The sequence below is a fragment of the Psychrobacter sp. JCM 18902 genome (assembly GCF_904846615.1).
GTDB lineage: Bacteria > Pseudomonadota > Gammaproteobacteria > Pseudomonadales > Moraxellaceae > Psychrobacter.
Genome location: NZ_CAJHBK010000001.1, coordinates 386,039 through 410,529, shown reverse-complemented (window position 1 = coordinate 410,529; position 24,491 = coordinate 386,039). Strand labels below are relative to the sequence as shown.

Sequence of the window (24,491 nt, the reverse complement as noted above, 5' to 3'; positions counted from 1 at the left end):
GCTTTTTAGCAGGTTTTTTTGTGTCTGTTCTTTTTGTATTTAGAGTGTGGTGGATTTATATTTTCCGATTTATTTGCTTAGAGCCATGACCTGTCAATACTTTCTAAATCTAAAAGTATCTGCTTCATATTCTGATATCGCCTCTCCACCCGCTTTGCCAATGCTTTATTAATGATACCTTGATAGTGACTATATTCTAACGGTAAGGTTGGAATAGGCTGTTGGCAATGCTGAATCGCCCATGCTTTTAATTTGTCATTACTGTTAGCACTTATCTGAAACGGTCGCTTGCCTGTTAGTATTTCAACCATCATGATGCCAAACGCATAGATATCACTTTGCACTGTTGCACTCTGACTTTGCCAGCGTTCAGGGGCAAGATACGCAGGTGTACCAGCAGGACTTGCCAAAATTGGGGTGTTAAGACATTCTGCTAAGGCAAAATCAGTTAACAATAAATCAGCCTTGATACAGCTATTATCCGCATGATTTGGCAAAAAATTATCTAGCAAAATATTACTGGGCTTAATATCATTGTGTAGCCAGCCAGCGCTATGTAGAGTGGCGATAAGGTGCGCAGATTGCACCATAAAATGATGCTTTTTTTGAGTGGTTAATGAAGAGTAATTTCGAATATTAAGCTGGGTTGCTAAGCTACCACTGGGATAATATGGCATGGTAAGTATCGTCAGCTGCGAAAACTGATCTAATACCTTTACCCTTAGAGTTTCATAAGCGAGCATTGGCGGAGCAATAGCAAAAAGACTGTCTTGAAATCTCTTTTGATTGGCTGATAAATTATTGATAGATTTTAGAACACCGATTTCATGGGTTAAGCCAGCCAAATTTTGATTGCTAGCAGCCGTTAACTGCCATTTAATCATCACTCGACCAAACTGTAGATGCTGGGCACGCGTCAAGCCTTGGTAGTCATTCTCGTTATTATTATTATTATTGTTACTTTGCTGGCTGATGCGCTGATGCGAAATCTCGCTATAATTCAAGCTTGAGAATAACATGGTCAATGTTGGCAACATTTGCTGCGCTTGCATTTGTAATGCTTGTTTTGCACACGCTTTTGTATTAGAGGAATTACTGGCATTATTTTTCATGGTAAAGTGATACCTCTATATAACTAGTATGCCAAACGTCATTTTAATTTTTATGAGCGACTGAGTATTATGCCCCAATCCACTAAGCCTGTTACGAATTACGCCCTGCCCGACCATTTATTGGATTTACTCGGACAGTATCTACAAGAGCAAGTCACGCCCACTATCGAGATTGACCCTGCACAGCTGGCCTATCGCTGGGTCGGTGGTCATAATGGACATTTGGAGCCATTGGCAGTGAACTTATTTTTAAGTTTAGATGATTTGCATGGTATCGATATCCAAAAGGCAAAACTGGTACAAAACACACGGCAATTTCTAAAGGGCTATCCTGCCAATCATGTTTTAATGACAGGGACACGTGGTGCTGGCAAATCATCACTGATTCGGGCATTGCTACAAGCCTATCATAGTGAAGGATTACGCATTATTGAAATTGCCCGTGATGACCTTCGAGTGCTTGATAAGATACGCGCCGCCATTAATGCACTGCCGACCGAGTGTGGTTGTCACTATGTGGTGTACTGTGATGACTTAGCGTTTAACGGTCAAGATGAAAGTTATCGGACATTAAAAAGCGTATTGGACGGCTCGCTAGACTCAGAGCAAGACAAGTTATTGGTTTATGCGACCAGTAATCGCCGTCATCTATTGCCTCAGCTAATGAAAGACAATGTCAATATTTATAATGGTCAAACCGATGAGGTCAATCCTTATGAAACCATTGATGAGACGGTATCGCTGTCTGATCGCTTTGGGCTTTGGTTGTCCTTTCATCCAATGGATCAAAATACTTATTTGCACATCGTGCGCCATTATTTATCACTTTCGCCAAACCGCCATCTAGATAGTGCGAATGACGTTAAAGAAAGTAATAATGAAGAAAAAAATAAGACGCTATCTGATAACATCAGAGCAGCAGCGCTACGTTGGGCATCAGAGCGCGGTGGACGTTCAGGACGAGTGGCGTATCAGTTTAGCCGCTATTGGATAGGACAGACACGATTAGCAGCTGAAGACAGTCCATCGTAAAGCTTCATTAAAAGTTATGTTTATGATGACGCTCAGTGCTTAACGACCGCGTGCAGAACCCAAATATTGTACGCGGTTATTTCCGTTAACACCTGCCAAGTCAACGGCACCATCGACCATATATTGGTCAAAATCTGCGGCTAACCATAAATTACCTTTGTAAACGCTCTCAGCATCTAAGCGAATATGCGCCATGTTGGGCGTGCTGCTGCTTGGATTATCAAAGCTTTGATAACGAGCGCTAAAATGGGTCAATATTAGATTATTTACACCACTTTTTTCCACAAAATCAGCCACCAATTGTGCACTACTATGCATTGGATCAAACTCTGGATTTTTGCCTTGAATCTTAGTCAATACCTCATGCGTATATGTCGCTTCATGTACCAATAAATCCGTATCAACCAACGCCGCAGTGAGAGACGCTGGCGTATCGTTATCACCAGCCACCACTACTCGCGTTCGTGATACCTCATCATTGACATAATCATCTGCACATAACTGCTGACCGTCTTCAGTGATGACATCTTGACCTTGCTGCAATTTACCCCATAGTGCGCTTGCGGGGATACCTTGCTCTAGCAGTTTGTCCGTATCAAGCGTGCGATGATGGATAGTCTGCGTGATACCAAATGCATGAGAAGCAACCCGATGTGCTAGCAGCGTGATATCAATATCAAGCTGATGCTGGTCGCTTAAGCGAATATTTACCTTGTTTGTATCACTTTGCTCAGATAGCACCTCTTCAATCGCTACAAAATTGAGAGCAAAAGGTAAATACAATTCCGTGGTTAAGGTAATGGCTTCAATCAATGTTGCGATGACTTTTGGGGCAATGAGGGTCAACGCCTCGCGGCGTCCTGACATGGCGGCACTCGCCAACAACCCTGGTAACCCGTAGCAATGATCGCCATGCACATGGGTGATACAGATAGCGGCTAGTTGATGCAAAGAAAGCTTGGTATGTAACAGCTGCTGCTGCGTGCCTTCACCGCAATCCATCAGTAGCCATGGACGCGATTTTTTATTTTGATTGGCATTCTGTGGTTGATTGCCTTGCTGTGCGCCAGATAAATAAGGATTCAGACATTCAATCGCCAGTGCGGTCACATTGCGCTGTTTGGTTGGCACACCGGCAGAGGTACCCAAAAAAGTCAGCTTCAACATAGATTGCCCCTCTTACACATGATACTTATCTGCTATGGCAATTGGCACATCATGGTTTTTTGCGCTGCAACCATCTGCCCACCATTGGCCGTACATTCACTGACCATATTGGACTCATAAGATTTCCAGCCGCCATAAAAGCTGGCAATACATAGAATCACTACGAGCAATTTTTGTGACCATGCTTTAATAGATACCTGCTGATGGTTCACATTATCAGCAGTAGTATCCAGCGCGGGCTTAGCAGCAATGCCAGTATCGACATCAGTATGCTTGTTATGCGATTTATTTAAGTCTGTCATTTCTTATCCTAAAAAAGGTTTTGTCTATGAATAAACAAAACCCTTCATTTTAATATTAAATCAATCATTTATGAACGATTAAATGCGACGCTTTTAGAACTGCAAACGACCACCCTTTTCTTCTGCACGCTTAAAAGCATCACGCTCTTCACAGCGTTTTAGCCAAATTAAGATATTGGCATATTTACTGCTATCTAATCCTGTACCAGCATTAGCACCCACAACCGCAAGATGCATTTGGATATCAGCGGCACTAAATTCGGCCCCTGCAAACCAATGATTGTCTTGCAAATGCTGCTCCATCATCGCCAATATAGCATCTAGACTTTTGCTTATCATATTTTTTTCGACTTGGTTGCGGATGCTTTTGCTCACAGGCTTGATGAGCATGGGCGACTGCTCAACCACTTTGGTAAATACCAAACGCATGACCAATGGCGGCATCACTGATGCTTCAGCGAAATGTAACCAAAACGTGTAAGCCTCCCACGCCGCTTCATTATCATCCGCAGGCTTGAACTGTTTCTCGCTATCATAATGCTTCAACAAGTATTCGATTATAAACCCTGATTCGATGAGCACACGGTCATTTACTTCTAACATGGGTGCATGACCGAGCGGATGTATTTTTTTTAAACTGTCAGGCGCACGGTATGCTTTATTGCGCTCATAGCAAGTCAATTGATAATCGACGCCAAGCTCCTCTAACAGCCAAATAATACGAAATGAGCGCGAATTTGCTAAATGATGAAGATGTAACATAAACCATCCTAGTTATAATGTGAATAAGTTATCGTATGAATAAGTCATAATATGTATAGTTGGTGCCACGCATTCCATTGGTAAACGTTGTTAAGCGTGGCAGCAATGCTATCGATAATAGCGTAATTAATGCCTCTTTAACACAGAAACTGTGTAGAGTAATGACGAAAAACATTACCCGCTAAGCCAAGTCTATATCGACTTGCTGGTAGGTACTACTTTGAATGCAGCTCTTCAATTTTGCGTGTCATCTTATGTATTTTTTGCTGATACTTTCTAATTTTGCGGAAACGATGCGCAGTTAACACACCTTTAATACGGCGGTTTTTCAGACGGCGACGTGGCGGGAAGCTACCCACTTGTGGCTCATTATAACCATGCAAACGGTCATCACGCTTACGTGCCAAGTAACCAAGCGCACTATCCACAATCATCATCAACAGCGCGACAAAAATCATGCCGTACATAAATAAAGAGCCGCCCTCATCGATACTTTGATGCAAAATCGTGATGGAAAATATGAATAAAAATATCGGCTCAAGGTAGCATAAGGTGCCAAATAATGAGACGGGCAGCTTTTGGCTGGCAACCATGGTCAACGACATCGCAGCCGTACTGATAATGCCTAATAGTGGCAACAGATACCAAAACTTATCGGTAGATATCGCGAGCGCAAACCCGCCATTGAGATATAAAGCAATCAACACCACCGGCGTCAATAAAACAAGGTCAGAGATAAGCCCTGTAATCGGCGGCACTGCCAATTTACGACGCAGTAGATAATAAGGCGGATAACCCAAGCAAACAAATAAAGTCGCCCAAGAGATACTACCGTACTGAAAGACATCATAAGCAATACCTGCGCCTGCGCAAATGGTGGCAATCCATTGTAACAAGCTCATGTCTTCGTTATAAAAAAACCGACCAACCATAATCATAATCATTGGATATAAAAAGTAACCCAATGTCACCTCAAGCCCCAAATCATTGACAGGTGCCCACATAAATATCCAGATTTGCGCGCCCAATATTGGTGTGGGTATGATAAATAAAAACCATTCTTTGGGCGACTTTAGGGTTTTTAGATAATCAAAAATATGCTGCCACTGCTTAAGCACACTAATCAGCAGCACCAGACTCAATAGCATCATCAGTACGCGCCAAGAAGCGACTTGCGTCCCTGACAACGGCTGCATCAATAGACCAAATAAGAATAGCAATGAATATAAAAAATTTGCTGCCACTGCAGCGATGGTACCTTGCGACGTTTGATTCGTGGTGAGCATAACGACAACCTTGAAAAATGAGCGCACGTCCTTGGCAATTTTAGAAAAAAACAAAAGCCTCCGACGCGGACGTCGAAGGCTTTTTGATCTATAAACTCTGTTATCTACAACATAATCATATAATATTGAGATAAATACTTGGAATATATCGTGTTTATCTTGTGGTCGGTATTATGTCAAAGTCAGAATAGATAAGCAATACACCTGCTTCACTAAAGCGTTCACCTACCCATTCAGCATCTTACTTTGCACTCAACTGCTCGATTTTTTGCTGTATTCTATCCATCTTTTTTTGATAGCGCCGAATCTTACGAAAACGATGCGCGGTTAAAACCCCATCAATACGCTGATCTATGAAACGACGACGCGGCGGAAACCCACCCACTTGTGGCTCTCGATAGCCATGCAAATGATTGTCACGGCGGCGCTTAAGATAACCTTTTATACTATCAGCAATCATCACCAGTAACGCCAAACTTACCATACCATACATGAACAAAGAGCCACCCTCATCGAGGCTTTGACTTAGAACAGTGATGGATAAAACAAACAGCAGCATAGGCTCGACATAGCTTAATGCCCCAAATAATGACACGGGTAATTTGCTACTGGCAATCATGGTTAAGGACATCGCCAGCGCACTAAAGGCTCCTAGCAGTGGTAATAAATACCAGAACTTGATGTCCTGTGCTGCCGTACTAAAGCCGCCGCTAAAATACAACATAATGAGCACTACTGGCGTTAACAGAGCCAAATCAGACAACAGCCCTGTGATAGGCGGCACAGCCAGTTTACGCCGCAGCAGATAATAGGGTGGATAGCCCAAGCACACAAACAACGTTACCCAAGATACTGAGCCATATTGAAAGATATCATAGCCAATACCTAAGGCTGCACATAGCGCGGCCACGCACTGCAACGCACTCATATGCTCGTGATAAAAGAAACGGCCAAGTACAATCATCACCAGCGGTAACAGAAAATAGCCCAAGGTAACATCCAGCCCAAAGCCATTGACCGGTGCCCACATAAATAGCCAAATTTGACCACCCAAAATCGGTGTGGGCAAAATAAATATCAGCCACTCTTTCGGAGTTTTTAAGGTTTTCAAATAATCAAAAACGTGTTGCCATTGCTTGGTAAAACTGACTAACAATAGCAAACTTAGCAGCATCATGAGCACGCGCCATGAGGCTACCTGCGTACCTGTCAAAGGCAGCATAAATAGCCCAAACACAAACATCATCGAAAATAAAAAGCTCGATGATATCGAAGCAAGGGTTCCTTGAAAAGTTTGATTGGTCGAAAGCATAACAACAGCCTTAAAAAATAGAACTTTATGGGCATTATTTATAAAAAATTAGAGCAGCAGAAACTTAAAGGCAGACTCTAACAATAGATGACATACAGAAAAAAATAAAAGCCTCCGACGATAACGTCAGAGGCTTTTTATAGAACAATCATATAAGAATAGATCAAAAAGCTAACTACTGAGACATTTATTCGTCGTCTGCGTTTTCACCGTCTGTACTGTCAACATCTAATTCATTGTCAGTAGCAATATCCATAACGTCATTCGTTGCTGTGTTGCTAGTCGCCGCATCGATATCTATCTGCTCTTGACCTGCCACATCAAATGTACCGTCTTCTCTCATGGCATCAACCAGCTCATCGTCACCTTCTTCATGCTCAACACGCGCCATAGCGACCAGCCTCTCGTCTTTTGATAGACGAATCAGCGTCACACCTTGCGTATTACGACCAGAGCTAGCGACGTGCTCAACGGGCGTACGAACCAATGTACCTTTATCAGAGATTAAAATAATATCGTCTGTAGAGTCAACCTTAGTGGCTCTTACTAGCGCACCATTACGCTCACTGGTTTTGATAGCAATTACACCGCCGCCACCACGATTTTGGGTATTGAACTCATCGATAAAGGTACGTTTACCAAAGCCGTTTTCACAAGCAATAAGAATTTCGCGTACATCATCTTCGATCACAACCAATGATTTTATAGACTCATTAGCCGCCAAACGCATACCACGAACACCTTTAGCCGTACGACCCATCACACGAGCATCATTTTCATCAAAACGAATGGCTTTACCACTGGATGCAAACAACATCACTTCTTGGCTACCATTAGTGATACGAGCACTGACCAGCTTATCGCCCTCTTCTAGTCCAACCGCAATCAAGCCGTTCGAGCGAATATTGGCAAACTGCTTAAGCTCTACCCGCTTCACCGTACCATTGGCAGTTGCAAAGAATACAAAAGGTGGCTCTGCTTGCGTGCTAACGTCTAATGAATCATCATCCCCATCTATTAGATCATCTGTTAATGCGTCACCTTTTACCGATAGCTCTTCCACTATTTTTGGAATCGGTAGTATCGTAGTGACCGTTTCATCAGGATTTAAGCCAATTAAATTCACTAATGGACGACCGCGAGCACCGCGACTGGCAATCGGTACTTCAAAACCACGTAAGCTAAAGACACGACCGCTATCCGTGAAGCACAATACGGTAGCATGCGTTGAGGTCACTACCAAATGATCAATCACATCATCTTCTTTCATTGCGGTTGCTGACTTACCTTTACCGCCACGTTTTTGCGCGACATAATCGTCAATCGGCTGAGTTTTTGCATAACCAGTACGCGAGACCGTCATGACAACCGTCTGTTCAGGAATCAAATCTTCACGGTTAAAGTCAGTACGTGAGTCAATAATATCGGTACGGCGCTCATCACCAAAGTTATCACGAATCTCAATCATCTCATTGGAGATAATGGTCATTAGCTTATCAAAATCACCAAGAATAGACTCTAAATGAGCGATTTCACGTAGCAAATCCTGATATTCTTCGGTTAATTTGTCTTGCTCAAGACCCGTTAGACGATGCAACTGCATATCTAAAATCGCGTTGACCTGCTCAAGTGATAAGCGATAACGTTCTTCGCCCTCAATCAAGCCAAATGGTGCTTTAGGATCTTCGCCTTCGATATAGTCAGGACGCACAGATTGGCTACCAGCAGCGGTCAACATCGCCACCACGCTACCTGAACCCCACGTGTTATTTAATAAGCTTTCACGTGCCAAACCGCGGTTTGCAGAGGCTTTAATTGTTGCAATAATCTCGTCGATATTGGCTAACGCAACGGTTAAACCTTCGAGTAAATGACCACGTACGCGTGCTTTGTTTAACTCATAAATCGTACGGCGTGTCACCACTTCTTGGCGATGACGTACAAAGGCGGCAATCAGCTGACGCAAAGTTAGTAGCTTAGGCTGACCATTATCGAGCGCCACCATATTGATACTAAAGCTTGATTCGAGCGGCGTTTGCAAGAACAAGTTATTAACGATAACTTCAGCTGTCTCACCACGACGCAAATCAATGGCGATACGCATACCATCTTTGTCAGACTCGTCACGAATCTCGCTAATACCTTCAATCTTTTTATCACGTACGAGTTCTGCGATACGCTCAATCATTTTGGCTTTATTAGATTGATAAGGTACTTCGGTAAAGACAATACGCTCACGATCGCGGTTGACACCCGTATCACTCATGGCTTCAATATGATAGCGACCACGTATGTGCAAACGACCTTTACCCGTGCGATAAGCATCTAAAATACCAGCGCGACCATAAATGATACCGCCCGTTGGGAAATCGGGGCCTGAGATGTGTGACATCAACTCTTCAGCTGATACTTGTGGGTTTTCGGCATAAGCCAAACAAGCATTAATCACTTCTGTCAGGTTGTGCGGCGCCATATTAGTCGCCATACCAACAGCAATACCAGTCGCACCATTGATTAGTAAGTTTGGAACACGCGCTGGCATGACGCTAGGCATACGCTCAGAACCATCGTAGTTGTCTTCCCAATCAACTGTGTCTTTGTCTAAATCAGCAAGCATCTGATGCGTCAGCTTGGTCATACGTACTTCGGTATAACGCATCGCTGCCGGAGGATCATCATCGATCGAACCAAAGTTACCTTGACCGTCAACCATCGGATAACGCAAACTAAAATCCTGCGCCATCCGCACAATGGCATCATAGACCGCACTATCGCCATGTGGGTGATATTTACCAATGACATCGCCGACGACACGTGCAGACTTCTTATATGGCTTATTATAGTCGTTAGATAGCACGTGCATGGCGTACATCACACGGCGGTGTACAGGTTTGAACCCATCACGCACATCAGGCAGCGCACGCGAGACAATCACGCTCATCGCATAATCCAGATAGGATTGCTTTAGTTCCTCTACGATGCCAATAGGACTGACCGATTCGCTCATATACACTCCTTCACTCACATTGTTTTTCTAATGTTGACACGTTTGTTCGAGATACTCATGGGTTATACAAAAATATAGCTGCATCAATGCGCAGCTACTATCAGAATATAGACCCTAAAAAAGCACTGTCAAAGGTGCAAAACAATAGGAAAATAGTGATACGGTTTTTGTTAAAAATAATGTTCAATTAAAGAAGCTATTTTAGCACAAATTTGCTGATTTAGGGGCGTCTGGCTGTTATTAAAATTAAGCAAAACAGCTGATTAGCGGTTTTTTTCACTCTAATAACAAGGGTAAAAACAACTTTAACGACATACTTGTTTTGATTGACTGATTTTGCCGTTTTTGCAAACAAATTTACCATCTTTTGAGCAGTGAGATACGCCGCCCATTTTGCCCGAACAAGGTGTATTCTTAGCCTGTGCTTGACTGATCGGAGCTACCATAAAGACACAGGCAATGAGTGATAACATCATTGACTTCATATCTTTCTCTTATTGAGGATTAAATGATATTCATGAAAAAACTGCATCCAGTGGATACAGTCTTTTCGATAGTCAGGCTATTTTTTATGGTTAAGCTGACCTCTATTAAGCAGGTTTAAATTCCTGATTAAAGAACTCACGTGTGGCTTGCGTACAAGCCGTACTGACCAGACCGCCGTGATAGTTGCCCAATACAGCAACGCTTGCAGGTATGCCTTGCTGTGCTCCTGCATCTATTACGCGTTGAAGATTTTGAACAAAGTTACTTTGAACACTTGTTACCACAGAATTAATATTCCATTGGTTCATGGACGCCTGTCCAATAAGTTGAACATTAGGAGTATTAGGACGATCATTAGCTGTCGTCGCATCAACATCCAATACTGTCACGTTAACGGTAAGGGCTGGATTTTGTGCGACACTCCTTTGAATAATAGCAGCCATTGAACTGGTATTTAGGTCATAAAAAACCGTTGGATCTTGATTACCACCACATAGCAGAGTTGGCATTTTTGGTACATACCCACGTAGATCATTGGCTTTTAAGGCTTTTCGTAAGTTGTTTTGTGGATTGGCTGCTGGTAATGCTCCTGTCATCGCGATTAGGCTATCAGGGTTCTGTAATGCATCTGCGACATAAGCGGTACGGAAGTCTGTTTTGATCAGATAATTATCATCCGCGAAGCCAATAGAGGCAAAGGGAACGGTAGGCGCTGGTAGAAGATCAAGCGTAGGATTGTTTTCAGGATCTTTTTCAAACAGCGCATTATCAGGCAGTTTATTAGCAGCGACCAACTCACCAAAGCTCAATAAACTTGGTAATTGTGTGTCTGCATAATTGGCAGTGAATATATCAGCAGTACTGTTATAGACATTGCCATACGCATTTTGGAGACCAGATGCTAGTAGCGGTGCAAAACGCGATGCGCCGATATTGACGTTACCCGAAAATATTGCATCACCGAACGCTGCCAGTGCATAAGGCCCTGATAAAGGTGCAATGGCAGTGACAGGCTCATCATTTTTCTCGAACATTCTTGCAGTTGCCATCACCACATGCCCACCCTGAGAGTAACCACTGATAAATAACTTACCAGAGTCATCAAGGTTGGTGTAGTCAGGATCATTAGCGCGCTGTTGTCTTGCAATGATGGTACGGGCACTGTCTAACGCATCAGCCATGTCAGTGGCTTGTTGCTCAGCCACAAGGTATGGATGGTAATCAAGATCAGACTCATCATAACCAGCATAGTTTGGTGCAACGACGATGTAGCCTTGAGCCGCAAAGTTGGCAGCGATTAATGTCGACTCACCAGCGGCTGGATTTTGAGGATTAGCGACTTGACTAAAATCGTAGCCTTTATCCGTAGTTGTGCCATGGGCATACAGCAAGATAGGTCGATCGCCTTGACAGTCAGCACTGTCGCCACTTGGTAGCATCAAAGCTGCTGTCGCGTTGGTACGCTCACCCGCTGCCCCTACTGTCGGATAGCTGACTTTTTCGATTTTGATATCGCATTTGGCATCAGGGGTTGCCGTACCATCAAGACCGAACTGGGTATTTATTTGCGCGGTGTTAAATGAGCTGATTGATTTAACTGACGTCGCAGAGTCAGAGCCTATGACAGTATTAAAGTCATTGTCATCGCCACAACCGACGAGCAGTAAGCCACTAGCGATAGCGACGGATAATAGGCAGCGCAGCATCACAGGCTTGCCCGTAGTAATGGATACTGATTGATGGGTACTGCTAGATGATTTGTCATTTATAGCGGTAGTAGATTTAGATACGATCATGGTTGCTGTCCTTAGCGGTGGTAGATCAGACGTTTGCTGAGAGTCCTTGACAATAAAAAATTTCAGTATGGCAGACTTTTTTTATTGAATGGTTTTTATCAAATACAGTGAAGTATCAAATATTTTCAATAAAACTTACTCAATAATTGTTTCTTAAACCTTACTACTTATACCGTAAAATATTGTGAAAAGCTACTGGAAAACATGCATTTAACAGCATCTTTAACCTGATAGTAAAATTAGTATTATTGTTAAACCTAGCTTAGATTTTGTCTTTGTTGTACGATGTTCCGAAATACAACCCTAATACAGATAGCGCTTTATGCAAACCCATAGTGAAAGTACCGAAGAACATGACAACCAATCGGTTGATCTGACACAACCAATCGACGCATCAGGCGATATACGTGCCGATCGTAGCTTTGATGCGATTGCGGATCATTTTGAAAAAAAGGTCTACGGTGGCTTAAAAGGCGATATTCGATTGGCAGTGCTACGCCGTGATATCTTTGAATATAGCGCGCAAATGAGCAAAAGCCTTGGGCGACCTTTACGTATTTTGGATGTGGGTGCAGGGCTGGCACAGATTGCAATAGAGCTTGCAGCTCAAGGTCATACATTGGTCATCAATGACATCTCAGCCAATATGCTAGAAAAAGCGAAAGCGAGTGCCGCGCAGATAGACGAAGACCTGAATATCACATGGTACGTTTGCCCCTATCAGGAGCTGCCAGAAAAGTTGGGTACAGAAAATAGTGAAAAGTTTGATTTAATCATGTGTCATGCGCTGCTTGAATGGTTGGCAGAGCCCGCTGCGGTGATGGACTTTTTTGATCAGCAATTAACGGATAATGGTGCGCTATCTTTATGCTTTTATAACCCAGCAAGCTTTGATTATCGCAATCTGATCATGGGTAATTTCAACTTACTCGACAATACAGAATATAAGGCGGATAACAAAAAAAGCCTCACACCCAACCATCCTGTCGCCAAAGAAGAAGTTGAATCTTGGTTGACGGCGCATCATTATCAGACCATACGTACCAGTGGTCTGCGCGTATTTCATGATTATGCCCCGCTTAAGCGTGGTGGTCATAACGACCCAGATGCCGTGATACGCATGGAGCTGCGCTACTCGCAATTAGAGCCGTATAAACGGTTGGGACGTTATTTGCACATATTGGCGACGCGATAAGCGTAAGTGCAAGCCGCAGTTGTTTGACGTAAACATGAATTAATATAGTCGCCGCAGTTTAAAATAGATATAAAGTAGATACAAGGCAGCCAAGCGTCAATAGCATACCGTGTGCATGTCGCGAGGTTAATTCCCTAATCACTTATAAATGCTGCGACTATTCTGTCTCATCAACTCTCTCTGACCTATCATACTCTGACCAAGTCGTCGCATTGATGTCTTTTTCATCAAATACTACGACATGCTCTAGGATAGGTAAAATACCAATCTGTGACCCAATCTCGTGATTATGGTGACTGGCGACTAAAGACAGTACCGTTTGCCCGTCATCGAGCTGCAAGCGATATAAATAGTTGGCACCGCGAAATACGCGTCCAACGACTAAAGCGGTTTGGTTGCTCTCATCGTCATGAATGATATCATCAGGGCGCACCAGCACCTTAATCGGTGTGCCATTAGGATAATCGTACTCGCAATACTGTGGATACCCTGATTCATCATACACTTCCATACGTCGATAGATATCGCCTAATGCCGTCTCAACATGGCCTTCTTTGATGATGCCATCTATCATCGCGCCTTCGCCGACAAACTCGGCGACAAAAGGACTGATTGGCTCGTGATATAGCTCACTTGGGGTTGCCCACTGTACCAGTTTACCTTTATGCATCACCCCCACTTTATCAGCCAGTGCAAAGGCTTCGTTTTGATCATGAGTGACCAATATTGCCGTGGTATTGGTGCGTTTAAGAATATCACGGACATTCATTGCCAATGATTCACGTAGCACCACATCTAGATTAGAAAACGGCTCATCAAGTAGTAATAGTTTTGGCTTTGGCGCTAATGCACGGGCTAATGCCACCCGCTGCTGCTGACCACCTGACAGCTCATTTGGACGTTTGTCGGCATGCTCAGACAATTCAACCAGCTCTAGCATCTCAGCGACACGGGCTTTTTTGTCAGCGGCAGACCATTTATTCAGACCAAAAGCGATGTTTCTTGCCACGCTCAAATGTCCAAATAACGCATAGTCCTGAAACACCATGCCCATACCGCGTTTGGCGGGTGCGACGGCATATGAGTTGCGGTCAGTTTTATCAGTAAGACATTGATTGTTTAAGAGAACCGTGCCATCACGGCTTTGTTCCAGCCCTGCAATCGCTCTTAGTGCCGTGGTCTTGCCGCAGCCGCTATAACCCAAAAAGCAACCAATCTCGCCTTGCTTCAATTCCAATGACAAACCATTGACGATAATCGTATCGTCATAACCGACGATTAAATCTTGCACACTAAAATAAGGACTAGTAGCCGTATTTGTCTCAACATCTTGGCTAAAAGCACTGCTTTTTTCTAAAGACTTACTAGGCTGGGCGGGCGGCGTCTTAAATTGAGCAACTGGTAATTTTTTTATATGCTCCCGTCTTGCCTTGGCCTTTATTGACTTGGCATTGATTGATTTAGAGTCTGCTGAGCCTTTCATTGAATCAGTGTACATAGACGATACCAGTTAGCTATTAGTAAATAAAACCCATAGATAAAACAGTGAAAACAATCATAAAATGGAGCGCTATCGGATAATGCAGATTCACTCTAAAAACACCTTAACCTTGCTTATCGCTTTGACGCAATAATATCCAAACAGGCAGCAGCCCAACCAGCACAATCAATAAACTGGGCAACGCAGCTCGTCCCCACATGCCTTCACTGGTCATCTCAAACACCCGCACCGCCAGCGTATCCCAGCCTTGGCGACGCGTCATTAACGTAATCGGCATCTCTTTCATGACTTCAACAAACCCCATCAACAGTCCAGTCAATATTCCCGGACTAATAACAGGCAACATCACTTGCCGCCAGCGCTGGTAAGGACTGTCACTCAGTAATTTAGCAGCGGCTTCTTGATTGACCGTTAGTCGCTGTAGCTGTCGATCAACTGGCTGAAAACTCACCGTCATAAAACGCGTCGATAATGCCAATAGCATCACTATCACACTGCCTGATAGCACTTGCTGCGTGGTAATCCCAAAGGCAATCATTTGGTTGTCTAGCCAAGCAATTGGAATAAAGATGCCCACTGCCAATACTGTACCCGGCACCACATAACCCAAATTTGCCAAAGTAGTCATGAGCTTGGTCAATTTATCAGGATACTGCCGCTTAATCCACGCAATGATAATCGCCAAAAAGGCAATAAAAATAGTGGTCATGCTAGCAATCATGAGGCTGTTGGTCACAAAATCAATATAGCGCGCATCAAAATCTTGGCGAAAATTCAATGCCGTCCAGTAGATAAGCTGCAAAAATGGGATTAAAAAAGCGCCAGCAAATACCAAGGTACATAGCAATGTCATACCCAATTTCGCAGGCGTGCTGGCATCAAAACGCTGACTGCTGCCTTGAGTCACGTTATTGCCGCGCTTGGTTTGCCAATACTGCTCAAACAATACCACAATAAAGATCACACCGATGAGCAAAGCTGCCAATTGTGCCGCAGTGGTCAAACTAAAGAAACCAAACCATGCTTTGTAAATAGCCGTGGTAAAGGTATCAACATTAAAGACTGACACGGCACCAAAGTCTGCCAAAGTTTCCATACTGGCAAGCAATAGTCCGCCAATAATCCACGGCAATGCTTGTGGTAATGCCAACCGAAAAAACACGCGGCTACGGCTTAAGCCCAGCATTTGTCCCGCTTCAATCGCTCGCCTGCCTTGCGATAAGAACGCTTGACGCGCCAGCAAATAGACATAGGGATAAAATGCTAGGGACAATACCAAACCTGCTCCCCAGACATTACGGATCGAAGGAATCGCTGCATCAAAGCCTAGGTCACGCAAACCTGTTTGTAATGGTCCACTAAAATCAACAATACCAATGGTGACAAACGCCAATACATAAGCAGGTATCGCCAGTGGTAACATCAGCGCCCACGAAAAAAACCGCTGTCCAGGGAAGCGGTACATACTGGTTACCCAAGCAAGCGCGGTGCCAATAGTGCCAGACACGACTGTTACCATCAGCAATAAAATCGCGGTATTTTTAAGCACTTGCGGCAGCACATAATCTGCCATGTGCGTCCAGATATCAGCAATTGGCTGCGTCCAAGATAGCAACACAATCAAAATTGGCAAAAGCATAAACGACGAAATCAGTCCTAAGACTGATTTTGAGATAATACGTTTACGGACGGCGTGGTCTTGGCTGACAGTCTGCTTTCCATCAATATTATGATTATCCATATTGTTGGCATTAGCACTATCATTGACTGTATCGTTTTGACGTACAGACGCGTCTGGCGTTTTGATCATATCATTATTACCGTGTCATACGCATAAAGACCTTATAACATTATACCAAACTCAAAAATACGGCTAAAAACACTATCTGCTTTGAACATAAACACTATCATTTAGCCTATCAAGCTTGATACTCGTACTTGATAGGCATTGTCATTTTTGAGAATGGTATAACTGTCAATACCTTATTTATAGCCTGCTTTGTCCATCAACTGAATGGCTTGGGTTTGTAGCTCACCAAACTTTTGCACATTGATATCGTCTTTTTTGAACTCACCCCATGATCTGAGCATTTCTGACTCATCAACCCCTACTTTTACTGGGAATTCTTTGTCTGAGCTGGCATAAAGACCTTGCGCCTCATCAGAAGACAACCATTCTATCAGTTTAAGCGTCCCATCTGGATTGTCTGAACCTGCAACCACACCAGCACCTGAAATATTTACGTGTGTGCCAGTCGTGCCTTGGTTTGCCCAAAATATTTTCACAGGGAAGTTAGGTTTTTCATCGAGCAGACGACCGTAGTAGTAACTATTGGCAATGCCCACTTCACACTGACCAGCAGCGATGGCTTCTAGCATACTGGTATCATCGCTGAACACGTCAGTCGCTAAGTTAGCGACCCAACCACGGACGATTTCTTCGGTTTTCTCTTCGCCCAAATGCTCCATCATACTGGCCACAAGCGACTGGTTATAGACCTTTTTAGAGGTACGTAGGCATAACTTGCCTTTCCACTTCGGATCAGCTAAATCTGCATAAGTAGATAATTGGTCGGCACTGACTTTACTTGGGTCATAAAAGATCGTACGAGCACGCAATGATAGCCCTGTCCATTGACCTTTTGGATCACGATATTTGGCAGGAACGTTGGTCTCTAACACAGTAGAGGATACTGGTTGCAACAAGCCTTGCTGAGCGGCTTGCCATAAGTTACCGGCATCAACCGTTAGCAGCATATCGGCTGGCGTGTTCTGACCTTCAGCTTGCAAACGCGCCATGAGCGGACCTGTACTATCTGTGACCAGCTCAATCTTCACACCCGTCTGTTCGGTATAACGGTCTAGCAATGGCTTAATCAGCTGCTCATTTCGCGAAGAATAAATAGTAATCGTCTGACCACCTTCACTCGTAGCACCATCATTAGCAGCTGGTTGCTCAGTAGCCGCCGCTGATGTCTCTGCCTCCACGCTCTCTTCTGTTGTAGATGAATTGCTACAACCAGCCAGTCCCAACATCATGCCAAATACAGCAACAGGCAAGATAAGCTTAGTAGAAGTTAGGTTAGCGCTAATGGCATTCAATGACATGGTTTTCCCCATAATGATGCTACGAAAAGGTGAGATAAATAGACGAGATGACAATAAGATAAGACGGCGCTAAAGACCTATAATAATAAGGTTTGATCACGCGATAATCTCTGAAACAACATACTAATAGAAATGAGATTAATTATCAATACATTTGTTTAACTCAGAAATACACCGATAATTTGGCTCAACTGTCTCTTTTTAAGGATAAATTTATAGATCCTCATGAATCAATCTATAGATTTTCTAAGTGATGGCATGTCTTAATTATCTTTCAATGATCTGCTGATTCACGATAGCAACCATTGACCTAAAATCACATTGACGGCGGCTTCTGTACGCAGGATACGCGAGCCTATAGTGACTGCCGCGCAACCTTGAGTGGCAAGCAGTGCTATTTCATAATCAATCCAGCCGCCCTCGCTACCGATACAAACCAGCCTTGGCAATCCTAACGATGGCGGCTGTTGTAGATACTGTGTAAAGGATAGCTCACTATACGGGTGCGCCACGATGGCTCGATTGGTTACCAAACCTGCCAGCTCATCTTCCACGAATGGCTTAAAGCGTTTTTGTAAAGTGATACGAGGCGCTATGGTGTCAACCCCTTGTTGCAGCCCTTCTAATACAAACTCATCAAGGCGCTCAAGCATCGGACTTTGCCAATAGCTTTTTTGCGTGCGATAGCTGTTGATTAAGATGATATCGCGCACCCCAAGCGCGGTCATATCCATAATTAAGCGGCGTAGCACTTTAGGACGTGGTAGTGCCAACACAACGGTCAAATCTAGCTTTGGTGGCGGCGCAGTGGTGAGCTGAATATCACGCAACTCAATAGCATCAGAGCGGATGCTCTCAATCACAGCAGTGCCCAAATGACCGCCCATTTGACCGATTTTCAGCGTATCACCAACTTTTGCTGTTAGCACTTTATTGACGTGATTTATTTGTGATAATTCATCAATATATGCCGCATCCGAAGAGAAGTTTTCAATGGGTAATAATAGACAATTCATAGCAGCTCTTGGCTTGGTTGTTGAATAGCATGCTGCTCGACAACCTCTTTAATCATGGTAAATTGGCGGGTCAATACGGCTTGCTGTTGTCTCGTCATTCGCGCGCCAGCTTGCCCTGCTTGTTCCGCTACCTCAAGATCACTGAGCCAAGACACTAGCTGCTGATAAATGAGCGCTACCTCCTCTTTAGCGGTAGGCTTCTTACGAGAGGATTGTTGACTCGCATCATCATTAGTAGTAGCCGCATTAACAGTAACGGGACGATAGAAAACATTGTTTGGCTGATATAACGCGCCGACCTCCGCCAATTTATCCACCACGCTTTGACAAGACTGCGTATAGCGCCCCATGAGTACAGGCGTTGCCACACTCGCTGGCTCAACGGGATTGTGCCCACCGACATCCACTAATGAGCCGCCGACCAGTGCCACATCTGCCAACTTATACCACGCCATCAGCTCACCCATGCTATCAGCCAGATAGACTTGTGTGTCTACATGAATGCTATCTTCTGCACTACGCCGTGCCATTGTTAATTCAGACGCTTGAATGAGCGCTGCTACCTCATCAAAACGTTCAGGATGTCTAGGTACAATGATAAGCAGCGCATCAGCGAGCGCGGGATGAGACAATAGCTGTTGATGCAATGATAGTGCCGTCTCTTCTTCACCACTATGGGTACTTGCAGCAACCCAAATCGGTCGACCAGCGATATTCATCTCTTTTGCTAATGTAGACTCTTTGACCGATTCAGAATATTGGTTTGGTATACTAGAATTTTCTGTATAGTTATCTTCTATATTAGTTTCTATATCAGCCGCTTTATCTTCAATTTGAGGCGTATTAATCACCCATTTGAGTGAACCTGCGACACGAATTTGCGCGCTATTCGCACCCAATTGTCGAAAGCGTTTAGCAGAGTCGCTGTCTTGAGCGATAATCAAAGTCAGATTTTTCATCATACTGGCACTGACCGCAGCAATTTTTTGATAACTTTTAAAAGAAGACGCTGACAGCCGACCGTTGACCAAGATACTGGGAATATGGTGTTCGGATAATTTGGTTAGGATATTTGCCCATAGTTCTGTTTCGACAAACAGAGCAGCGATGGGCTTGACATGCGCCAAAAAAGCCTCAATCACAGTTGGGCTGTCGACAGGTACGTAGCTATGGCTCATCCGACCTTGAGCAATATCATCGGCGAAACGACTAGCACCGCGAGCAAAACCTGTCTGCGTGGTATTGGTTAGCCATATCTGATAGCCATCAGCCAATAATGTATCTAATAATGGCGCGACGGTATTGGTCTCGCCCAATGACACCGCATGACACCAAATAACGCCTTTATCAGTTTGCGCATTAGTCACTTTAGCCACTGGTCGCGGTGGATATTGTTTGCCAAAACGCTGCGCCACTTCCTGCTGATAGTTGTCGCGGTTGTGTGAGCGTTGCCAAACTTGCAGTCGATATAGCGGCTTAAGTAAGCCAATGGCGCACTGATAATACAAAGGCGCAGTATAAACAGTGCGGCTGGCCAACAATACTGGGTCAGTCGCTTCCAAAGCACAATCAGAGGATATAGGAGAAGATGGCATAAAGTTGCCCAGATTAGTAATGGCTTAAATAATATAGTCAATTCACTATAAAAGAGTGACGGCATTAACCTCGTTTGCAGTATCACCTATACATCTGCACTCGATTGCCTTTTACCTCTTTAAATTAAATCAACTATAGTAAGATGACAATAAAAAATGCGCCAATTCTACCTGAATTTAGCGATTAACAATACGCTTTACAGCGTGTTGCCATAAAATATTTTAGACAATAATTAGGATCAATATTGCCACTACGAGTATGGCGGCGAATGACAACTGATAGCGCTTCATGCTATGTTGCTCTTGTTTTTGTGTCGTTATCAGCGCTTGCGCCTGTTGCCACTGCCCCACTACGCTCGCCGCTTCCGCGTGTCCATTCTTTGCTGCTTGCTCTAGCCAATATTTACCAGTATCTATATCTTGCGCCACACCGATGCCTTGGTAATACATCTTGCTTAGTAGGCGCTGCGCACGACTGTCATTTTTGCTGGCGGCCTGCTTAACCCATTCAGCACCTGACTCTGTAGCAGCACGCTTATCAACGGCTAACCCTTCACCAAGTAACTCATACATTGCCAAATGTAGCATGGCAGCGCTATTACCCGCATGCGCTGCTTCCTGTAATTTTAATAACGCTTGCTGTTTTGCCGCCAAATGACTCTCTGAAAATTTTATTTGCGCGCGTGGCTTACTTTGCTTGGCAATATGCTGTTCTAACTGCTCTAGTACTTTATGGGCTTGCTGATATTCGCTATTGCCAGCCGTTTGAACGGCTTCTATGTTATCCAGCTCTACGAGCAATTGCGTAAAAATCGCGGGCGTTGGCAATTCTTGAGGAGAAGGCACTGACGATGGTAGTGGCTGCTCTAATACCGTATTTTCTGAGGTTGTATGAGGTTGCACTGTTTCTGATTTAGACAGCACAGGCTTAGTTTGGTTCTCTTGCTGAGACAGGTTCTGAGATTCTGGCACATCATGTGGCGTATGACTCAACCTGTCTTTTTCCAACGGTTTCTGACTATCAACTGTTTTAATGTGCTCTACACTAGCGCTTGTATTTGGTGTGCTGATATTAATGGCTGGTGTGATTGAACTAGCAAGGTGATTGTCGTGCGCATGTGGCAACCTTGCGCTAACCGCTTGATACAGACCACTAGCCACTTGACCGCCTTGTACCGCCTCAAACGGCCGATCAATATGACCAAATAGACGCATCCCTATCGGCTCTAGTGCAAAAAACAATGACGTAACGCTATTAGCATCAGCCGACTGACAATAGACAACCGCCATGTGTTGATAAAAATCATCGGTTGTAAGAGCCAGTTCAGGATAGCGCTTATGTAGCTCAAACTGTCCATACCAATGCGGCGTACTTTGCCATTGCTGCGCCAATACTCGCCCTGCATAAAACGCCAAAAATACCATAAAGTTACGATAGCGTTCATCGAGCAATAATGTCTCTTCATGCCATCGACCAGTTTTAACCATCTCACGGCGTATGTGCGACAGCAGCGTATCGACTCGCTGTAAGCTGGCCAATGATTCATCTAAGATACAATCACGAAGCTCGCTTTCGTAAGCAATACCACCAGCGATAGGACGATCCGCTAAAAAGTCTTGCCAATAGCCTGCTGCAATATAGTCAAAGGGCGTTAGAGGTGATGCAGACGATGCATACATAGACAAGCGCATCCTTTATCGGGATAAATTAATAGTAATAAAAATAAGGTCATCATGGGACTAAACTGACATCAGTCGTTTACCTTACCCTAAAATCGAAAATGCTACAATAAAGGACTAAATAAGCGTACCACATTGTCAAATAAACGCTCTGCACCATGGCGCTGTTGCCACTGCTCTAAACTCAGAAAACGGCAACTTTGTAAGTAGACTTCTTGACAATCAGCCACTTGAGCGACCATCTCTGGTGTATAAATGGCCAAGCTCACTTCCATATTTAGATAAAAACTGCGCATATCGATGTTTACAGTACCAAATAAACAATAATCATCATCGATAACCACTGTTTTGGTATGCAACAAACCACCCTTAAACAAGGCAATCGTCACGCCTGCCTCGAGCAGCTCTTGATAATAGGCTTGTGACGCATGCTGTACAAGAAATGAATCCACCTTTTCAGGCACAATCAGCGTCACCTCAACCCCGCGTTTGGCAGCGATTGTTAATGCTCCCGAGAGCGCCTCGTCAGGTACAAAATACGGTGTGGTAATGCGAATGCGTTTATTGGCGCGATGAATAACGGTCACCAATGTATTGTAAATCACATGGGCTGTCACTTGCGGTGCGGAGGGTATCAGCTGCGCCAGCACCCCTTCTACCATCGGCATCTTCGGTATCACAATCGATGTCGAGCCAATATTTGGCTGCTTATAATAGTCGATCTCACCAGCCAATACCTTTATGCGACTGTTTAAATCATTAATGGTTGGGTTCATCACATATAGTTTACGAGTATAGCCATTTACTCGCTGATTGAGCGCGTCTAAATTGTCATTGTTTTCCGCACCAATATCCGTGGCCACCACGATCGCCATAGCGGTCGTAATACTAATAGAGTGTTGACTGGTCGTGCGTATCGCCACATCGATCCACTGTCCAACGTTTTTATTTTGTTTAAAAAATCTTGGATCGACCAAGTTAAAGCTACCGATATAGCCAATGTGCTCATCAATCACCACAATTTTACGATGGTTACGCAAGTCAGAGCGCTTAAACAGGGTTTTAAATAAACCCACTGGTAGTGACTGATGGACAAAGACACCTGCTTTTTCTAATGTACGATGCGCGCTACTATTAAAAAAACTAAAGCTGCCCACGCTATCGGCCAAGATATGACACTCAATGCCACGCTGCGCTGCTGCTGACAACGCCTCTATCACCTCTAGTACTTGTCCTTTAGGATAAACAATATAAAACTCCATCAAGATAATACTCTGAGCGGCATTGATATCTTCGATTAATCTCTGGAAAATAGCATGAGGGTCCGTCAATAGCTGCATATTGTGATTAGGAAACACGCCCAGCCCCGTCCAGCGCGTGCCTATTTGACTGACACCGCGGTAGTTGGCTGGCAGCAGCTCTTGTCCTTGATCAAAAACCAAATTCTCACGCCGTGCCATATCATCCATCAATAAGCTTGCTTGGTCTACCCGTTGACGATAGCGCCGCCCTATCATCGGCTCACCCAATAGTATATAAGCGATGAAACCAAAAAGAGGCAAGGTATAGAGCATAGCAATCCAAGCGATAGATACACCGATATTGCGCTGCACCGACACAACACGTAGCGTCATTACTATCATGAGAACAATATGCAATACCAGACCCAAGCCTGCGAAGTCTCCCCAAGACCAGGTCGTAAAAGTTTGTTCAATAGTGGAATTTTCTATGCCCGCCTCCAACAATCAACATAAAATAAAGCATGAGTCGTAAAACACCCTCAATAGTATAGTAGTTTTTGACCATCAAACAATGATTAACCATAATAAGTTTTTAGGCAGCAACCTTAGGAAACACGTGCCTCAGACTACTATTAATGATAACTTTCAGACAGTATTTTCAATTATTTTTTAAAATAGTTAAAAAACTGTTTGACAGCCATGTGTAAATCTATATAATACACACCCACAGCAGCAGAGCTTAGTGACAAACTTAGAGCTCAGTTGATGTTGAATAAATTGCATAGCAATTGTTCGAAGGGTGATTAGCTCAGTTGGTAGAGCGTCTGCCTTACACGCAGAATGTCGGCGGTTCGAATCCGTCATCACCCACCACTATTTAGTATAGCGCTACT

General features: G+C 43.9%; 18 protein-coding genes and 1 tRNA gene. 3 read left to right on the top strand and 16 right to left on the bottom strand.

All coding sequences use genetic code 11. The features are described 5' to 3' along the window. Positions 1-77: 77 nt before the first annotated feature. A complete protein-coding gene (locus JMY05_RS01740) occupies positions 78-1,112 on the bottom strand; it encodes a serine/threonine protein kinase (protein ID WP_045444973.1) in 1,035 nt (344 codons plus the stop codon). A gap of 69 nt (positions 1,113-1,181) precedes the next feature. Between JMY05_RS01740 and JMY05_RS01735 the strand changes: the two genes are divergently transcribed. Then, entirely contained in the window at positions 1,182-2,144 is a 963-nt protein-coding gene (locus JMY05_RS01735; protein ID WP_045444970.1) for an ATP-binding protein, read from the top strand. Between the two features lie 39 nt (positions 2,145-2,183). Here JMY05_RS01735 and JMY05_RS01730 read toward each other — a convergent pair whose 3' ends face one another. The 8 genes from JMY05_RS01730 to JMY05_RS01695 form a co-directional block, all read right to left on the bottom strand. Beyond that, a complete protein-coding gene (locus tag JMY05_RS01730; RefSeq protein ID WP_045444968.1) occupies positions 2,184-3,311 on the bottom strand; it encodes a ribonuclease Z in 1,128 nt (375 codons plus the stop codon). A 32-nt stretch (positions 3,312-3,343) separates the two neighbouring features. Further along, positions 3,344-3,613 carry a hypothetical protein gene (locus JMY05_RS01725; RefSeq protein WP_045444965.1) on the bottom strand — a complete coding sequence of 90 codons (270 nt, stop codon included), beginning with the start codon at positions 3,611-3,613 and terminating at the stop codon, positions 3,344-3,346. 93 nt (positions 3,614-3,706) lie between these two features. Next, positions 3,707-4,375, bottom strand: coding sequence for a glutathione S-transferase (locus JMY05_RS01720; protein ID WP_045444962.1), 669 nt, complete (start codon positions 4,373-4,375; stop codon positions 3,707-3,709). A gap of 215 nt (positions 4,376-4,590) precedes the next feature. Continuing rightward, the gene (gene rarD / locus JMY05_RS01715) at positions 4,591-5,661 is read right to left on the bottom strand and encodes an EamA family transporter RarD (RefSeq protein WP_201553568.1); all 1,071 of its coding nucleotides are present in this window, start codon (positions 5,659-5,661) and stop codon (positions 4,591-4,593) included. Positions 5,662-5,902: 241 nt separating this feature from the next. Then, on the bottom strand, positions 5,903-6,973 hold the full coding sequence (rarD, locus tag JMY05_RS01710; protein ID WP_045444959.1) for an EamA family transporter RarD: 1,071 nt from the start codon (positions 6,971-6,973) through the stop codon (positions 5,903-5,905). 187 nt (positions 6,974-7,160) lie between these two features. After that, entirely contained in the window at positions 7,161-9,980 is a 2,820-nt protein-coding gene (gene gyrA / locus JMY05_RS01705) for a DNA gyrase subunit A (protein ID WP_045444956.1), read from the bottom strand. Positions 9,981-10,285: 305 nt separating this feature from the next. Continuing rightward, entirely contained in the window at positions 10,286-10,465 is a 180-nt protein-coding gene (locus JMY05_RS01700; protein ID WP_045444953.1) for a hypothetical protein, read from the bottom strand. Positions 10,466-10,570: 105 nt separating this feature from the next. Next, complete coding sequence (locus JMY05_RS01695; protein WP_201614016.1) at positions 10,571-12,262, bottom strand: alpha/beta hydrolase family protein; 1,692 nt, start codon at positions 12,260-12,262, stop codon at positions 10,571-10,573. Between the two features lie 322 nt (positions 12,263-12,584). Between JMY05_RS01695 and JMY05_RS01690 the strand changes: the two genes are divergently transcribed. After that, positions 12,585-13,457: a methyltransferase domain-containing protein gene (locus tag JMY05_RS01690; protein WP_045444947.1), complete on the top strand. Its 873-nt coding sequence runs from the start codon at positions 12,585-12,587 to the stop codon at positions 13,455-13,457. Positions 13,458-13,614: 157 nt separating this feature from the next. Here JMY05_RS01690 and JMY05_RS01685 read toward each other — a convergent pair whose 3' ends face one another. The 7 genes from JMY05_RS01685 to JMY05_RS01655 all read right to left on the bottom strand — a co-directional run bounded on the left by JMY05_RS01685 (position 13,615) and on the right by JMY05_RS01655 (position 24,099). Further along, entirely contained in the window at positions 13,615-14,955 is a 1,341-nt protein-coding gene (locus JMY05_RS01685) for an ABC transporter ATP-binding protein (protein WP_201614014.1), read from the bottom strand. A 106-nt stretch (positions 14,956-15,061) separates the two neighbouring features. Then, positions 15,062-16,768 (bottom strand): ABC transporter permease, encoded by a 1,707-nt coding sequence (locus tag JMY05_RS01680; RefSeq protein ID WP_201539580.1) that lies wholly within the window; start codon positions 16,766-16,768, stop codon positions 15,062-15,064. Between the two features lie 173 nt (positions 16,769-16,941). Continuing rightward, positions 16,942-18,066 (bottom strand): extracellular solute-binding protein, encoded by a 1,125-nt coding sequence (locus JMY05_RS01675; RefSeq protein ID WP_201559890.1) that lies wholly within the window; start codon positions 18,064-18,066, stop codon positions 16,942-16,944. Positions 18,067-18,356: 290 nt separating this feature from the next. Continuing rightward, complete coding sequence (locus tag JMY05_RS01670) at positions 18,357-19,082, bottom strand: 16S rRNA (uracil(1498)-N(3))-methyltransferase (RefSeq protein WP_045444940.1); 726 nt, start codon at positions 19,080-19,082, stop codon at positions 18,357-18,359. Beyond that, complete coding sequence (locus JMY05_RS01665; protein WP_201614012.1) at positions 19,079-20,677, bottom strand: 3-deoxy-D-manno-octulosonic acid transferase; 1,599 nt, start codon at positions 20,675-20,677, stop codon at positions 19,079-19,081. The genes JMY05_RS01670 and JMY05_RS01665 overlap by 4 nt, the downstream gene beginning before the upstream one ends. Positions 20,678-20,899: 222 nt before the next feature. Then, the gene (locus JMY05_RS01660; RefSeq protein WP_201614011.1) at positions 20,900-22,357 is read right to left on the bottom strand and encodes a tetratricopeptide repeat protein; all 1,458 of its coding nucleotides are present in this window, start codon (positions 22,355-22,357) and stop codon (positions 20,900-20,902) included. 104 nt (positions 22,358-22,461) lie between these two features. Further along, the gene (locus tag JMY05_RS01655; RefSeq protein WP_045444937.1) at positions 22,462-24,099 is read right to left on the bottom strand and encodes a cardiolipin synthase; all 1,638 of its coding nucleotides are present in this window, start codon (positions 24,097-24,099) and stop codon (positions 22,462-22,464) included. A 296-nt stretch (positions 24,100-24,395) separates the two neighbouring features. On the opposite strand from JMY05_RS01655, the gene JMY05_RS01650 reads away from it, so the two are divergent. Then, a tRNA-Val gene (locus JMY05_RS01650) sits at positions 24,396-24,471 on the top strand. Positions 24,472-24,491 lie beyond the last annotated feature (20 nt).

Excerpts from the sequence above, each read along its gene's own strand:
- JMY05_RS01740 (WP_045444973.1), bottom strand. The coding sequence starts at position 1,112 with ATGAAAAATAATGCCAGTAATTCCTCTAATACAAAAGCGTGTGCAAAA.
- JMY05_RS01735 (WP_045444970.1), top strand. The coding sequence starts at position 1,182 with ATGCCCCAATCCACTAAGCCTGTTACGAATTACGCCCTGCCCGACCAT.
- JMY05_RS01730 (WP_045444968.1), bottom strand. The coding sequence starts at position 3,311 with ATGTTGAAGCTGACTTTTTTGGGTACCTCTGCCGGTGTGCCAACCAAA.
- JMY05_RS01725 (WP_045444965.1), bottom strand. The coding sequence starts at position 3,613 with ATGACAGACTTAAATAAATCGCATAACAAGCATACTGATGTCGATACT.
- JMY05_RS01720 (WP_045444962.1), bottom strand. The coding sequence starts at position 4,375 with ATGTTACATCTTCATCATTTAGCAAATTCGCGCTCATTTCGTATTATT.
- rarD (WP_201553568.1), bottom strand. The coding sequence starts at position 5,661 with ATGCTCACCACGAATCAAACGTCGCAAGGTACCATCGCTGCAGTGGCA.
- rarD (WP_045444959.1), bottom strand. The coding sequence starts at position 6,973 with ATGCTTTCGACCAATCAAACTTTTCAAGGAACCCTTGCTTCGATATCA.
- gyrA (WP_045444956.1), bottom strand. The coding sequence starts at position 9,980 with ATGAGCGAATCGGTCAGTCCTATTGGCATCGTAGAGGAACTAAAGCAA.
- JMY05_RS01700 (WP_045444953.1), bottom strand. The coding sequence starts at position 10,465 with ATGAAGTCAATGATGTTATCACTCATTGCCTGTGTCTTTATGGTAGCT.
- JMY05_RS01695 (WP_201614016.1), bottom strand. The coding sequence starts at position 12,262 with ATGATCGTATCTAAATCTACTACCGCTATAAATGACAAATCATCTAGC.
- JMY05_RS01690 (WP_045444947.1), top strand. The coding sequence starts at position 12,585 with ATGCAAACCCATAGTGAAAGTACCGAAGAACATGACAACCAATCGGTT.
- JMY05_RS01685 (WP_201614014.1), bottom strand. The coding sequence starts at position 14,955 with ATGTACACTGATTCAATGAAAGGCTCAGCAGACTCTAAATCAATCAAT.
- JMY05_RS01680 (WP_201539580.1), bottom strand. The coding sequence starts at position 16,768 with ATGATCAAAACGCCAGACGCGTCTGTACGTCAAAACGATACAGTCAAT.
- JMY05_RS01675 (WP_201559890.1), bottom strand. The coding sequence starts at position 18,066 with ATGTCATTGAATGCCATTAGCGCTAACCTAACTTCTACTAAGCTTATC.
- JMY05_RS01670 (WP_045444940.1), bottom strand. The coding sequence starts at position 19,082 with ATGAATTGTCTATTATTACCCATTGAAAACTTCTCTTCGGATGCGGCA.
- JMY05_RS01665 (WP_201614012.1), bottom strand. The coding sequence starts at position 20,677 with ATGCCATCTTCTCCTATATCCTCTGATTGTGCTTTGGAAGCGACTGAC.
- JMY05_RS01660 (WP_201614011.1), bottom strand. The coding sequence starts at position 22,357 with ATGTATGCATCGTCTGCATCACCTCTAACGCCCTTTGACTATATTGCA.